The sequence below is a fragment of the Pantoea nemavictus genome, assembly GCF_037479095.1.
Taxonomy (GTDB): Bacteria; Pseudomonadota; Gammaproteobacteria; order Enterobacterales; family Enterobacteriaceae; genus Pantoea; species Pantoea nemavictus.
In genome coordinates this window covers 2,379,979-2,394,654 of the sequence record NZ_JBBGZW010000001.1, presented here as the reverse complement: position 1 = coordinate 2,394,654, position 14,676 = coordinate 2,379,979, and the positions used below count along the sequence as shown (strand labels likewise).

At 55.6% G+C, this 14,676-nt stretch carries 9 protein-coding genes and 1 rRNA gene; 4 read left to right on the top strand and 6 right to left on the bottom strand.

The genetic code is table 11. From position 1 onward, the window contains the following. Positions 1-44: 44 nt before the first annotated feature. From WH298_RS10920 to WH298_RS10910, 3 genes are read left to right on the top strand one after another with little or no spacing between them, the layout of a single operon-like run. On the top strand, positions 45-692 hold the full coding sequence (locus WH298_RS10920; RefSeq protein WP_180822849.1) for a YjbF family lipoprotein: 648 nt from the start codon (positions 45-47) through the stop codon (positions 690-692). Continuing rightward, entirely contained in the window at positions 689-1,426 is a 738-nt protein-coding gene (locus tag WH298_RS10915) for a capsule biosynthesis GfcC D2 domain-containing protein (protein WP_180822848.1), read from the top strand. The genes WH298_RS10920 and WH298_RS10915 overlap by 4 nt, the downstream gene beginning before the upstream one ends. Then, positions 1,426-3,516 carry a YjbH domain-containing protein gene (locus WH298_RS10910; protein WP_007891329.1) on the top strand — a complete coding sequence of 697 codons (2,091 nt, stop codon included), beginning with the start codon at positions 1,426-1,428 and terminating at the stop codon, positions 3,514-3,516. The genes WH298_RS10915 and WH298_RS10910 overlap by 1 nt, the downstream gene beginning before the upstream one ends. A 97-nt stretch (positions 3,517-3,613) precedes the next feature. Here WH298_RS10910 and metH read toward each other — a convergent pair whose 3' ends face one another. Next, on the bottom strand, positions 3,614-7,297 hold the full coding sequence (metH, locus tag WH298_RS10905; protein WP_180822847.1) for a methionine synthase: 3,684 nt from the start codon (positions 7,295-7,297) through the stop codon (positions 3,614-3,616). Positions 7,298-7,495: 198 nt separating this feature from the next. On the opposite strand from metH, the gene iclR reads away from it, so the two are divergent. Then, positions 7,496-8,329: a glyoxylate bypass operon transcriptional repressor IclR gene (gene iclR / locus WH298_RS10900; RefSeq protein WP_180822846.1), complete on the top strand. Its 834-nt coding sequence runs from the start codon at positions 7,496-7,498 to the stop codon at positions 8,327-8,329. On the opposite strand, the gene aceK is transcribed toward iclR, so the two are convergent. The 5 genes from aceK to rrf all read right to left on the bottom strand — a co-directional run bounded on the left by aceK (position 8,326) and on the right by rrf (position 14,657). Further along, positions 8,326-10,059, bottom strand: a complete 1,734-nt coding sequence (aceK, locus tag WH298_RS10895) for a bifunctional isocitrate dehydrogenase kinase/phosphatase (protein WP_180822845.1) — start codon at positions 10,057-10,059, stop codon at positions 8,326-8,328. The two genes, iclR and aceK, sit on opposite strands and share 4 nt — an antisense overlap. Before the next feature lie 66 nt (positions 10,060-10,125). Further along, positions 10,126-11,427 (bottom strand): isocitrate lyase, encoded by a 1,302-nt coding sequence (gene aceA / locus WH298_RS10890; RefSeq protein WP_007891833.1) that lies wholly within the window; start codon positions 11,425-11,427, stop codon positions 10,126-10,128. A gap of 16 nt (positions 11,428-11,443) precedes the next feature. Beyond that, positions 11,444-13,042 (bottom strand): malate synthase A, encoded by a 1,599-nt coding sequence (aceB, locus tag WH298_RS10885; RefSeq protein ID WP_180822844.1) that lies wholly within the window; start codon positions 13,040-13,042, stop codon positions 11,444-11,446. Positions 13,043-13,305: 263 nt separating this feature from the next. After that, on the bottom strand, positions 13,306-14,235 hold the full coding sequence (metA, locus tag WH298_RS10880; protein WP_007891827.1) for a homoserine O-acetyltransferase MetA: 930 nt from the start codon (positions 14,233-14,235) through the stop codon (positions 13,306-13,308). 306 nt (positions 14,236-14,541) lie between these two features. Then, a 5S ribosomal RNA gene (gene rrf, locus WH298_RS10875) occupies positions 14,542-14,657 on the bottom strand. Positions 14,658-14,676: the final 19 nt, after the last annotated feature.

Below are 14,676 nucleotides of genomic sequence, written 5' to 3'. Positions count from 1 at the left end.
CGTGTGGTTATTTTTTGCTTGGCTTATTTAGACAGGGATACACAGTGCGCCGACTCTCTTTGCTACTTCTTTGCCTGTTGTTGCAGGCCTGCACACAAACGCAAAAAGGCCTTGAACAAACCGTGATGCTGGCCGTTAACGGCCCGGATGATGTCACGGTTACCGATGAACAGGTTGCTAACCTGCCCTACGCCAGCCTCTATGCTCACATCAATGATGGTCCGCGCATCTTCGTGGTGCTCGGTTACAACGAAAACGGCCTGCAGAAGTGGATCACCCAGGATAAAGCGATGCTGGTGATGCAGCATGGCCGCCTGGTGAAAACCCTCGGGTTACCGAGCAACCTCGCTGACGTCAGCAACCTGGCGCAGGATCCGCTCGCCGATGCGTTACACCTGCAAAACGGTGCCAGCTGGACGCGCGTGGTGCAGTGGCGCGAACAGGATAACGTGCGCGCCGCGATAGCCGTTTCCCGCTTCCAGCGCGGTGACGATACGGTGCTGGATATCACCGGCGAACGCGTGCCGTGCCGCGTCTGGCATGAGACCGTTCGTATGGAGAGCCTGGGGACCGAGTGGCAAAATACGTTCTGGATCGATAACCGTGACGGCACGGTGCTGCAGGCCAGCCAGATGCTGGCCGCCGATGCATTCCCTGTTGAAACCACCATTCTGAAGCCGGCGAAATCATGAATAAAATAACTCCAATGCTGGCAGCGTTGATGCTGCTAACGGCTGGCCATGCGCTGGCCGCGGCTCAAGTCACCGTGCACGATGTGCAGGGTAAAAACGCACTGCAAATCGATGATGCGCAAAACCTCTCTCAATTACTGACAAATCCTGCACTGCGCAGTTGGTGGCCGGGCACGGTGATTGCCGAACGCGGTGCAACCGCGGTAGCACAGCAACAGCAGAAACAGCTGCTGGCCGATCTGGGCGCCTGGCAAGCCGACAGCGGCGAGTCGCTAGCCGCCACCATTGGCGCTGTCATCCACCAGCTTAACGACATAAAAGTCACTGGCCGCCAGTTCACCTCACTCGATCCCGATGAGGTGCGTCTGCGTCCGCAGGCTAACCGTACGCTGCAGGGCAGCTATGAGCTCTACACGCTGGCACAGCCCACGCAGGTATTGGTGCTGGGTGCGCTGAGCAATCCAGGAAAAGAGAGCTGGCAGCCTGGCCGTGAAGTGCGTGATTACCTCGACGGGCACGATCGCCTTTCCGGTGCGGAACGCAGCTTTGCCACGGTGATTGCGCCGTCTGGCAGCACACAACACGTGCCAATTGCCTACTGGAATCATCGCCATATCGAAGTGGAGCCCGGCAGCATTATCTGGCTCGGTTTCACCTCATGGAGCCTACCCTGGGGCCAAAGCGATTTGAATGCGCGCATGCTTTCCGTTCTGACTCACCGGATACCAGACTGATGAAAAAACAATTAATTATCAGCCTGCTGGCTGCTTCTGTTTCCGCTGCCTGCCAGGTGCATGCGGAGACCTGGCCGGAACCGGTCGGCCCTTCGCAATCAGATTTTGGCGGCGTAGGCCTGATGCAGACGCCAACTGCGCGTATGGCGAAAGAGGGTGAATTTAGCGTTAACTTCCGCGATAACGATCAATATCGTTACTATTCGGCCTCACTACAGCTGTTCCCGTGGCTCGAAACCACCGTGCGTTATACCGATGTGCGAACTCGTCGCTACAGCGCAGTGGAAGGCTTCAGCGGCAATCAAAGTTATAAAGATAAAGCCTTCGATGTGAAGCTGCGCCTGTGGCAAGAGAGCTACTGGCTGCCGGAAGTGGCCGTGGGCTCGCGCGATTTAGGCGGCACCGGTTTATTCGACAGCGAATATCTGGTGGCCAGCAAAGCGTGGGGACCGTTTGATTTCACTTTAGGTCTGGGCTGGGGTTATCTCGGCAATAGCGGCACCATCAAAAACCCGTTCTGCTCCTACAGCGACAGTTTCTGTAGCCGCACCGGTAACGGCGAAGCGGGTTCGATTAACGGTTCGCAAATGTTCCACGGTCCTTCAGCACTGTTTGGTGGCGTGGAGTATCAAACGCCATGGCAGCCGCTGCGCCTGAAGGTGGAGTACGAAGGTAACAACTATCAGGATGATTTTGCTGGCCGTCTGGATCAGCGCAGTAAGGTTAACGTCGGCGCGATTTATCGCATCACCGATTGGGCCGATATCAACGCCAGCTACGAGCGCGGCAACACCTTTATGTTCGGCTTTACCCTGCGCACTAACTTCAACGATCTGCATCAGTCGCACATTGATAGCGAGAAACCGGCCTACAACCCGCAGCCGCAGGGCGACCTGCTGCAACCGACGGTGGTGGCGAATCAGCTGACGGATCTGAAGTACAACGCCGGACTGAACGGCCCGCATATCCAGACCAAAGGCAGCACGCTGTACGTTTCCGGCGAGCAAACCAAATATCGCGACACGCGCGAAGGCGTCGATCGTGCCAATCGCATCATCATGAACAACCTGCCTGCCGGTATCGATACCATCGATGTCACCGAGTCGCGCTTCAATATGCCGCAGGTGAGCACGCGCACCAACGTCGCCAGCCTGCACAACGAGCTGGCCGGTTATCCGCTTGGGCATGAGCAGCCGCTGCAGCAAACGCGCGACAATCCGGTTGATCCCGGCACCACCGAGCAAGGTTTCTTCATCCGCAAAGATCGCCTGAACTACAGCTTGTCGCCGGTGCTGAATCAGTCGGTCGGCGGACCGGAAAGCTTCTACATGTATCAGATTGGCGTGATGGCCAACGCCGATTACTGGCTCACCGATCATCTATTAGTCGGCGGCAGCCTGTTCGGTAACATCGCCAATAACTACGACAAGTTTAACTATAACGGCGCGCCAGCCGACTCCACGCTGCCACGCGTGCGTACCCATATTCGTGATTACGTTGAGAACAACGTTTACGTCAACGATCTGCAAGCCAACTATATGCGGTCGCTCGGCAACGGTTTCTACGGCCAGGTTTACGGCGGTTATCTGGAAACCATGTATGGTGGCGTCGGTGGCGAGGTGTTGTATCGTCCGATTGATAGCAACTGGGCATTCGGCGTTGATGCCAACTACGTGAAGCAGCGTGATTGGGACAACATGATGCAGTTCACCGACTACAAAGCGCCAACCGGGCATTTCACCGCTTACTGGCGTCCGTGGTTTATGCAGGATGTATTGGTGAAAGCCAGCGTCGGTGAATATCTGGCAAAAGATAAAGGCGTGACGTTGGATGTGTCGAAGCGCTTCGACAGCGGTGTGATGGTTGGCTTCTACGCCACCAAAACCAATGTGTCGGCAGAAGCGTATGGTGAAGGCGACTTTACCAAAGGCTTCTACATTTCGGTACCGATGGATCTGTTTACCGTGACGCCAACGCGTGGCCGTGCGCAGGTGAACTGGGTGCCGTTAACGCGTGATGGCGGCCAGATGCTGGGCCGTAAGTATCAGCTGTATGATCTAACGTCAGATCGCGATGCGCGCTTTAACTAACACCAGCGCGGGTGGTTTTAAACCCGCGCGATAAATCGCGCCGCTACGGATAGATGCACATACCGTAGCGGCGCAATTTATTGCGCGTTACCAAATATTAATCCGCGTCATAACCCAGATTCGGCGCCAGCCAGCGCTCAACTTCGGTCACACTCATCCCTTTACGCGCCGCGTAATCTTCTACCTGGTCGCGTTGAATCTGCGCCACGGCAAAATATTTACTGTCAGGATGACTGAAATACCAGCCGGAAACCGCCGCGCCTGGCCACATAGCGAAAGATTCGGTCAGTTTCATACCGGTATTGGCTTCCACATCCAGCAGCTGCCAGATCGGCGCTTTCTCGGTATGTTCCGGACAAGCGGGATAGCCCGGCGCGGGACGAAGGCCCTGATAGTTCTCGCGAATCAGCTCTTCGTTGCTCAGATTTTCATGGGCGGCAAAGCCCCAAATCACCTTGCGCACCCGCTCGTGCAGATACTCGGCAAAGGCTTCCGCCAGACGATCCGACACCGCTTTCACCATGATTTTGTTGTAATCATCGTGCTGTTTGTCATAGGCCTCGGCCAGCGCATCCTCTTCAATTCCAGCGGTAACGGCAAACGCGCCGAGGTAATCGGCTTTACCGCTGGATTTCGGCGCCACGAAGTCGGCCAGACAATAGTTAGCAAAGTCGGTTTTCTCGGTCTGCTGACGCAGATGATGGCTCACGCACAGCACCTCGTTGCGGTTCTCATTGCGATAGATTTCAATGTCATCGCCGACGCGGTTAGCCGGAAAAATCCCCACCACGCCGCGAGGATTGAGCGTGCCGCTGGTGCTCAGCATATCCAGCATCGCGTTGGCATCGGCAAACAGCCGCCTGGCCTCTTCGCCCACCACCTCATCTTCCAGGATGCGCGGATATTTTCCCGCCAGCGACCAGGTCATAAAGAATGGCGTCCAGTCGATGTAATTACGCAGCGTTTCAATGTTGGCTTGCACTGCGCTCACGCCGAGACGATGCGGCACCGGCGGCGTATAGCTTTCCCAATCAATGGAGTAGTCGTTATCGCGCGCGGTTTGCAGGCTAACCGGCGGCGTGCGCGGCTTTTTACGTGCATGCTGAATACGCACCGTGTCGTACTCTTTGCGCGTGCGTGCCACGAAATCTTCTTTCAGCGTAGCGGAGAGCAACGATGACACCACGCCCACGGTGCGCGAGGCGTTCTGCACATAGACCGTTGGACCGCTGTAATTCTGCTCAATCTTCACCGCCGTGTGCGCCTTCGAGGTGGTCGCGCCGCCAATCAGCAGCGGGATAGTGAATCCCTGGCGCTCCATCTCTTTCGCCACGTTAACCATTTCATCCAGCGACGGCGTAATCAGCCCAGAAAGCCCGATAATATCGGCGTTCTCGGCAATCGCGGTTTTAAGGATTTTGTCGCTCGGCACCATCACGCCGAGGTCGATAATTTCGTAGTTATTACACTGCAGCACCACACCAACGATGTTTTTGCCGATGTCGTGCACATCGCCCTTCACCGTCGCCAGCACGATCTTGCCGTTGCTGCGTCCGGCCTCTTTGCTGGCCTGAATGTAAGGTTCGAGATAGGCCACCGCCTGCTTCATCACGCGCGCCGATTTCACTACCTGCGGCAGGAACATTTTGCCCTCGCCGAACAGATCGCCAACCACGTTCATGCCGGACATCAGCGGGCCTTCAATCACCTGGATCGGGCGTTCAGATGCCTGACGCGCTTCCTCGGTATCCAGCTCAATAAACTCGGTGATGCCTTTCACCAACGAGTATTCCAGACGTTTTACCACGTCCCAGCTGCGCCATTCGGCCTGCTGTTTCTCCTGCTCGCCGTCACTTTTACTGCCGCGATATTTCTCCGCCAGCTCCAGTAGGCGCTCGGTGCCATCATCACGGCGGTTAAGAACCACGTCTTCCACAGCGTCGCGCAGCTCGGCCGGCAGATCGTCGTAAATCGCCAGCTGTCCGGCATTGACGATGCCCATATCCATACCGTTACGGATGGCGTAATAGAGGAACACCGCGTGAATCGCTTCACGCACCGGTTCATTGCCGCGGAACGAGAACGATACGTTGGAGACGCCGCCAGAAATCATCGCATGCGGCAATTCGCGCTTGATGTCGGCACAGGCGCCGATAAAGTCCATCGCGTAGTTGTTGTGCTCTTCGATGCCGGTGGCAACGGCAAAAATATTTGGATCGAAAATGATGTCTTCTGGCGGGAAACCGACCTCTTCGGTGAGGATCTTGTAGGCGCGGCGACAGATTTCGATTTTGCGCGCGCGCGTATCTGCCTGGCCGACTTCATCAAACGCCATCACCACCATCGCCGCGCCGTAGCGACGCACTTTCCGCGCGTGCTCAATGAAAGGTTCAACGCCCTCTTTCATCGAGATGGAGTTAACGATGCCTTTGCCCTGAATGCACTGCAGGCCCTTCTCAATGACCTCCCATTTTGAGGAGTCGATCATGATCGGCACACGCGCGATGTCGGGTTCACCGGCAATCAGATTGAGGAAGCGCACCATCGCCGCCTCCGCATCCAGCATGCCTTCATCCATATTGATATCAATGATTTGCGCGCCGCTCTCCACCTGCTGACGTGCTACATCCAGCGCTTCGTTATATTTCTCTTCTTTGATCAGGCGTTTGAACTTAGCCGAGCCGGTGACGTTGGTACGTTCGCCCACGTTAACGAACAGCGAGTCGGCGTGAATGTTGAGCGGTTCCAGGCCCGCCAGGCGACAAGCCACCGGAATCTCCGGCAGCTGGCGTGGCGCAACACCTTCCACCGCTGCCGCCATCGCCGCGATGTGTTCCGGCGTGGTACCGCAGCAGCCACCGATAATATTGAGGAATCCGGCGCGTGCCCACTCACCAATCTGCTCGGCCATAACGGCGGCATCAAGATCGTATTCACCAAAGGCGTTGGGCAAACCGGCATTCGGGTGCGCGGTGACGTAGCCTTCGGCAATGCGCGACAGCTCCGCCACATATTGACGCAGTTCGTCCGGCCCCAGCGCACAGTTAAGACCAAATGACAGCGGCTCGGCGTGGCGCAGCGAGTTATAGAAACCTTCGGTGGTTTGACCGGAGAGCGTACGACCGGAGGCATCGGTGATGGTGCCGGAGATCATCAGCGGCAGCTTAACGCCCATTGCTTCCATCTCGGCCTGCACCGCATAAATCGCCGCTTTGGCATTCAGCGTATCGAACACCGTTTCGATCATGATCAGATCAGAACCGCCAGCGATCAGCGCATGTGTGGATTCGCGATAGGCTTCCACCAGCTGATTGAAGGTGACGTTACGATAAGCGGGATCGTTAACATCCGGTGAGATAGAACAGGTGCGGTTGGTCGGGCCCAACACGCCCGCCACGTAGCGTGGACGATGCGGTGTTTTTGCCGTCCAGGCATCGGCGCTGGCACGTGCCAGTTTGGCGGCTTCGAAGTTGATCTCCGCCGACAGCGCTTCCATCGCGTAATCCGCCATCGCAATGGTGGTGGAGTTAAAGGTATTGGTCTCCAGAATATCCGCGCCCGCGGCGAGATAGGCATCGTGGATTTCGCGAATCACATCCGGCCTGGTGAGCACCAACAGATCGTTGTTACCTTGCAAATCGGACGGCCAGTCGGCAAAGCGGCTGCCACGAAAATCCTGCTCGCTCAGTTTATAACTCTGGATCATGGTGCCCATGCCACCGTCCAGAATCATGATGCGTTGCGCCAGCTGCTGCTGCAGCATTTCTGTTTTGTTGCTCACTGTTGCCCCGTCCACGTCATTGCGTTGGCTAATATGCCAGCCAGACATACTGGCATATCTTTAAGATGAGCAAAAGTCAGCTCAGATGAGACATTTTCAGCCATGATGCCTGACAGATCCGACCAGAAAGCGAACGTTTGCATTCGCACCATTAAAAACGAAAATGGTTTCCATAATTAATGCGATTGTGGAGAAGTTATGGCAACCCCTGCGCCCGTAAAACGCGGCAAGAAACCGCGTGCCACCACCACGACCACCAGCGCGCCCGTTGGCGGGCAAGTTCAATCTCTTACGCGCGGCCTGCGTCTGCTGGAGTTGATTGCCGAATCCCACGGCAGCGTGGCGCTCACCGAACTGGCACAACAGGCCGGTTTACCCAACTCCACCACGCATCGCCTGCTCACCACCATGCAGCAACAAGGCTTTGTCCATCAGGTGGGCGACTTAGGGTTATGGACCATTGGTTCGCACGCCTTTGTGGTCGGCAGCAGCTTCCTGCAGAGCCGCAATCTGCTGGCGATTGTGCATCCGCTGTTGCGCAAGCTGATGGAAGATGCCGGTGAGACGGTGAATCTGGCGGTGCTGGATCTCAGCGATTATCAGGCGGTGATCATCGATCAGGTGCAGTGCACGCAGCTGATGCGGATGTCCGCACCCATTGGCGGCAAGCTGCCGATGCATGCCTCCGGCGCTGGCAAAGCATTTCTGGCACATCTGAGCGATGAGCAAGTAACAGCGCTGCTGCATCAAAAAGGTTTGCACCATTACACGCCGAAGACGCTGATGTCGCCGCACAGCCTGAAGGAAAATCTGGCGCTGATTCGTAAGATGGGCTTCTCCCACGATGACGAGGAGCACGCGCTGGGCCTGCGCTGTGTCGCTGCGCCGATCTATGACGAGCATGGCGAACCCTTCGCGGCAATCTCCATTTCCGGCCCGATTGCACGCATGACAGACGACCGCATCACCGAACTGGGTGCGCTGGTGATTCGCGCCGCCAAACAGGTGACGCAAACCTATTCTGGCCGTTAAGCGGCCACCGCAGCATAGCGCGCGCTGAAACGCTGGCTCGCGCGCCAGGCAATCACCTCTTCAATATGCCCTGCGCGGATGCGCGTTTGCAGCGCGCGCCACCAGTTGGGATCAAACAGTTGTGGATGCAGCGCCTGCAGTAATTTACCGGTCGCCGGTTCACTGCATAGCGCATAGCGGAAGGTTTCCGGGAACACGTCATCCGGGCCGACGCTGTACCAGGGTTCGGCCTGCAGTTCATCCTCTTCATAACGCGCCTGCGGTACATCGCGGAACACCAACTCACTCATCGGGCGAATCTCGTCGTAGTCGTAAAACACCACGCGGCCATGGCGCGTCATACCAAAGTTTTTGAACAGCATGTCGCCGGGGAAAATATTCGCCGCCGCCAGCTGGCGAATCGCATCGCCGTACTCGCCAATCGCATGCTGCCGCTGTTCCGGTGTCGCCTGTGCCAGCCACAGATTGAGCGGCTCCATGCGGCGCTCCAGCCACAAGTGGCGAATAATCACCACATCGTCACGTACTTCCAGCTTCTGCGGAATATCGCGCTCAAACTCCGCCATCAGCTCGGCAGGAATACGGGCACGCGGCAATGCAAAGTGTTCAAACTCTTGCGTATCCGCCATGCGTCCGACGCGATCGTGCTCTTTGACCATGCGATAGCAGTCACGCACCTGCGCATCAGTGACCTCCTTTTGCGGCGCGAAACGGTCCTTAATCACTTTAAATACGCGATCGAAACCCGGCAGCGTGAACACCATCATCACCATACCGCGAATGCCGGGCGCGACGGTGAAATCCTCCTCGCTGTGCGCCAGATAGTGCAGGTATTCACGATAACATTCGGTTTTACCGTGCTTCTGACAGCCAATCGCCATGTAGCGCTCAGCCACAGTTTTGCCCGGCAAAATCGGTTGCAGCCACGCTACCAGCGCAGCAGGCACCGGCGCGTAAACCATGAAGTAGGCGCGCGCAAAGCCAAACACGATGCTGGCATCATCGCTATCGGTCAGACAGGTATCGATCCACAAGCGTCCGGCATCATCACGCTGGATCGGCAACAAGCAGGGCACCATGCCATCATTGAGTTGCAGCCGCGCCACAATCCACGCGGTTTTGTTGCGATAAAACAGCTCGCTAGCGACATCCAGCGTCGCGTTTACCAGCTGCGCGGCGCCAAACTGCTCATGCAGATGACGCACAATCCAGCCGATATCGCGCGTTTGATCCTGCCACGTTAGGCGCAGCGGCATGTCATTCAGCACCTGACGCAATGTCTCCTGCCAATTCTGCTGCGGACGATACAGGCGCGACAGCGGGCGCTGTGCAACGGGTGCCGGCGCGTAAGGCTGCGACGGGAAGATAAACAAGCGTTCAGGCGACAAATGGCGGTGGCCCTGTAAGCGGCAATAGACCGAATTGAAGAAGCTCTCGGCAATTTCGTGGCGCGGATAGCCAGGCAGCAGGGTTTCATAATGACTTTTGACGCGCAGCCAGAAAGCTTCATCCCAGTCCGAAGTATCATTGAGAATGCGCAGCTGATTGGCAACCAAGCCAACGTGGTGATCGTAGAGATGAATACGCGCTTTCATCGCCTGCTGCACCGCGTGCCAGTCAGCCTGTTCAAAGCGCTGCTGTGCGCCAGCAGTGATATCCAGAAAGCGACCATACTGCGCGTCAAAACCCTGCAGAATGGTGTGGGCGATTAACGATTCTCTCGGTGTCATTGGCAACGCTCCGGGGGAAACGGTCGCCATAAATGGCGACCCTACAAAGGCAGTATCGGTGTGAGATTAGAACTGCGAGGCTTCGGTGGAACCGGTCAATGCAGTCACCGAGGATTGCCCGCCCTGAATCACATTAGTGATGCGATCGAAGTAGCCGGTCCCCACTTCCTGCTGATGTGACGAGAAGGTGTAGCCTTTGTCGCGCGCCGCAAACTCCGGCTGTTGCACTTTTTCCACGTAATGCCGCATGCCTTCGCCCTGCGCATAGGCGTGCGCAAGGTCGAACATGTTGAACCACATGCTGTGAATGCCGGCCAGCGTAATAAACTGGAAGCGATAGCCCATGTCGCTCAGCGCCTGCTGGAAACGTGCGATGGTGCGATCGTCGAGATTCTTCTTCCAGTTAAACGACGGCGAGCAGTTATAGGCCAGCAGTTTGCCGGGGTACTGCGCGTGAATTGCATCGGCAAAACGCTGCGCCAGCTCGAGATCCGGCGTCGAGGTTTCACACCACAGCACATCGGCATAAGGTGCATAGGACAGCCCGCGACTGATCGCCTGCTCAATACCTGCGTGCGTGCGGAAGAAGCCCTCGGCAGTGCGCTCACCGGTAATGAATGTCGCATCGCGCGGGTCGCAGTCGGACGTGATCAGATCGGCGGCATCGGCATCAGTGCGCGCAATTAATACCGTCGGCACGTTCATTACGTCAGCCGCCAGACGTGCCGCCACCAGTTTCTGAATCGCTTCCTGCGTCGGTACTAATACTTTGCCGCCCATGTGTCCGCACTTTTTCACTGCCGCTAGCTGGTCTTCAAAATGCACCGCACCGGCACCGGCCTGAATCATCGATTTCATCAGCTCGAAAGCATTGAGCACGCCGCCAAAACCGGCTTCCGCATCGGCCACAATCGGCAGGAAGTAATCGATGAAGTCCTCATCGTCTGGCGAGACGCCGCTGGCCCACTGAATCTGATCGGCGCGCTGGAAGCTTTGGTTGATACGTTCCACCACGTTTGGCACCGAATTCACCGGATACAGAGACTGATCGGGATACATCTGCCCGGCGAGGTTGGCATCGGCCGCCACCTGCCAGCCTGAGAGGTAAATCGCCTCAATGCCTGCTTTTGCTTGCTGCACCGCCTGACCGCCGGTCAGCGCACCGAGGCTATTGATGTAGCCTTTGCTGGATTCGCCATTAAGCAACGACCAGAGTTTGGTGGCGCCGCGTTCCGCCAGCGTGCAGGCTGGATTCACCGAGCCGCGCAGGTTGATAACGTCCTCTGCACTGTACGGACGAGTAATGCCTTCCCAGCGTGCATCGTTCCAGCTCGATTCCAGCAGTTTGATCTGTTGCGTACGATTCATAGCCATATCTCCGGGTTCAAGGCAGCAGGCGGTAGCCTGGCAGAGTGAGGAAAGAAACCAGTTGGTTATCGGTGGTGATTTGCGCCATCAGCGCGGCGGCATCCTCAAAACGTCCGTTGCGGCAACGTTCTGCGCCAAGGGTTTGCTGCAACGCAGCTAACTCTTCTTCCAGCAGGCGTTCGAAAAGCGCTACCGTTACCGGCTGACCATCGCTGAGAATCTGTTTGTGATGAATCCATTGCCAGATCGAAGTACGTGCGATTTCAGCAGTGGCGGCATCTTCCATCAGGCCATCAATCGGTACGCAGCCATTGCCGCTGATCCAGGCTTCCAGATATTGCAGCGCCACGCGAATATTAGCGCGCATGCCCGCTTCGGTGCGCTTGCCGCGACACGGTGCCAATAAACGTTCTGCGGTGATTGGCGCATCCTGCTCACGCGTAACATGCAGTTGATTGGGCTTATCGCCGAGCTGACGGTCAAATGCTTCCATCGCAATGTCTGCCAGACCGGGATGTGCCACCCAGGTGCCGTCGTGACCGTTGCCGGCTTCACGCGTTTTGTCTTCCTGCACCTTCTGCGTTACCCATAAATTGCGTTCCGTATCTTTGCTCGGAATCAACGCTGACATGCCGCCCATCGCCAGCGCGCCGCGACGATGACAGGTTTTGATCAGCAGGCGGGAATAGGCATCCAGGAATGGTTGGTCCATGCTGATTTGCTGGCGGTCCGGCAGGATGCGATCGGGATGTTGTCCGAGCGTTTTGATGTAGCTGAAGATGTAATCCCAGCGGCCACAGTTGAGGCCAACCACGTGATCGCGCAGTTCCCACAGGATCTCATCCATCTGAAATACCGCGGGCAGCGTTTCGATCAATACCGTGGCTTTGATCGTGCCGCGTGGCAGATCGAAGCGATCTTCACTGAAACGGAAGATCTCACGCCACCATGCCACTTCAGCCGCATGCTCGGTTTTCGGCAAATAGAACCATGGCGCATGGCCCTTCTCCCGCAGCGCTTCAACGTTGTGGAAAAAGTAGAGCGCGAAATCAAACAGCCCGCCGGGAATGGCTCGATCGCGCCACTCAACATGCTTTTCATTCAGATGCAGACCACGTACACGGCACATCAGCAGCGCCGGGTTGGCTCGCAGCTGGTAGATCTTGCCGGTTTCACTGGTAAAGCTCAGCGTGCCCTTAACCGCATAGCGTAGCGTTAATTGTCCATCAATCAGCTTCTGCCAGGTCGGTGCCAGCGAATCTTCAAAGTCGGCCATAAAGACGTTGACGTTCGCATTAAGCGCGTTGATCACCATTTTGCGATCCGGCGGACCGGTGATCTCCACACGACGATCTTGCAACAGCGGGGGGATTGGCCGTACCTGCCACTCATTTTCACGAATGGAAGTGGTTTCCGAATCAAATCCAGGTAGTTCGCCTTGGTCGTAGCGCTGCTGGCGTTGCTGGCGTGCTTTCAGCAGACGCTCACGCTCAGGTGCAAAACGCACCACCAGTGAATGGATAAAATCGATCGCTTCCGGGGTAAGCAGCTGCTTTTCCGCGTGGGTAAAGGGCTGGCTAAAGGTTAGCGTATTGCTGATAACCGAGTCTGTCATGCGGGCTGCCTCCTGAGTTGATCCATCGTCTAACGATAGGATCCGGATGTAGGGTGTTTTTTAACCTGCAAGATCAGAGCATAATGGTTTTTATTTTATTTTCAAAAACTATTTCCATTTTTATATTAAATGGCATTTATGACATTGATATTTATATAATTTAATTCATCGAATTAAAGGCAATAGGTTCCATTATATACAGAAGGCAAAAAAAACCGCGATAGCTTTCGACTATCGCGGCAGGATAAAACGAGGCGTTGGATTTATTCGAGCGTGGGATTCATACGACGCAGATCGAACGGCGTGATCTGATAAACGTAGTAGTTGAGCCAATTCGAGAACAGCAGATTACCATGGCTGCGCCAGGTGGCGCGCGGTGGCAGTTCAGGATTGTCCTGCGGGAAGTAGTTGAACGGCACTTCCGGATGTAAGCCCGCATCATAATCACGATGATATTCGCCAGAAAGCGTCAGCGCATCATACTCAGGATGGCCGGTAACAAATGCTAAACGCTTGTCTTTACTCGCCATCAGGTAGGCGCCGGTAGATTCCGCTTCGGCGAACAGCTCGAGATCGGTGTAGTCACGAATTAACTGGCTGGGGAAATCCGCATAGCGTGAATGTGGCGCCAGGAAAGTGTCGTCAAAACCACGCGTTAGCAGTGCATGCGGATGCAGGATCTGATGCTCATAAACACCGGATAATTTGTTCTGTCGCGTCTGCTTAGGAATGCCATACAGAATGTTTAATGCCGCCTGTACCGCCCAACAAACAAACAGCGTCGATGTGACATGTTCGTTTGCCCAGTGCAGCACACGCTGAATCTGCGGCCAGTAGGCTACATCATTGAAATCAACCAGTCCCAGCGGGGCACCGGTGACAATTAGCCCATCGAAATTATCGTTTTGGATGTCTTCAAAGTTGCAGTAGAAGTTGTTCAGATGCTCGGTCGGGGTGTTGCGTGACTCGCGGCTATCAATACGCAGCAGCTGCACGTCAATCTGCAGCGGCGAGTTTGATAACAGCCGCAGGAACTGGTTTTCGGTCTCGATCTTCTTTGGCATCAGGTTAAGAATCAGCACTTTAAGTGGACGAATTTCCTGAACACTGGCGCGCGATGACGTCATGACAAAGACATTTTCATCACGTAAAAAATTCACTGCCGGTAATTCGTCGGGAATTCTGATTGGCATAACCTGCTCACCTCTTTCTTACAACCGTATAAACGTTTAGACATCCAGATGCCCGACATTAGCCTGGTATGCTGTGAATGTCGAGTCTTCATGCGGTTTATGAAAATGTTTCAGCTTTAGGTGGGAATTGGGACGAAGAGCAGCAAGATTATTAATATTTGATGAGTTATTGGGGGAATCTGATCTGGTTTTTGACTATTTAGCTGTAATTTTCGCTGAAAATTGCACTAAAACACTGCATCTTTATAGAGATATAGACGTAAAAAAGCCCTGAACTTCCGTTCAGGGCTTCTTCACCTAACTGATGCCTGGCAGTTCCCTACTCTCGCATGGGGAGACCCCACACTACCATCGGCGCTACGGCGTTTCACTTCTGAGTTCGGCATGGGGTCAGGTGGGACCACCGCGCTAAAGCCGCCAGGCAAATTCTGTTTCGTTCGC

Bases quoted from the DNA above. Each gene is read 5' to 3' on its own strand.
- metA (WP_007891827.1), bottom strand. From the start codon at position 14,235: ATGCCAATCAGAATTCCCGACGAATTACCGGCAGTGAATTTTTTACGT.
- aceK (WP_180822845.1), bottom strand. From the start codon at position 10,059: ATGACACCGAGAGAATCGTTAATCGCCCACACCATTCTGCAGGGTTTT.
- aceB (WP_180822844.1), bottom strand. From the start codon at position 13,042: ATGACAGACTCGGTTATCAGCAATACGCTAACCTTTAGCCAGCCCTTT.
- iclR (WP_180822846.1), top strand. From the start codon at position 7,496: ATGGCAACCCCTGCGCCCGTAAAACGCGGCAAGAAACCGCGTGCCACC.
- aceA (WP_007891833.1), bottom strand. From the start codon at position 11,427: ATGAATCGTACGCAACAGATCAAACTGCTGGAATCGAGCTGGAACGAT.
- WH298_RS10915 (WP_180822848.1), top strand. From the start codon at position 689: ATGAATAAAATAACTCCAATGCTGGCAGCGTTGATGCTGCTAACGGCT.
- WH298_RS10910 (WP_007891329.1), top strand. From the start codon at position 1,426: ATGAAAAAACAATTAATTATCAGCCTGCTGGCTGCTTCTGTTTCCGCT.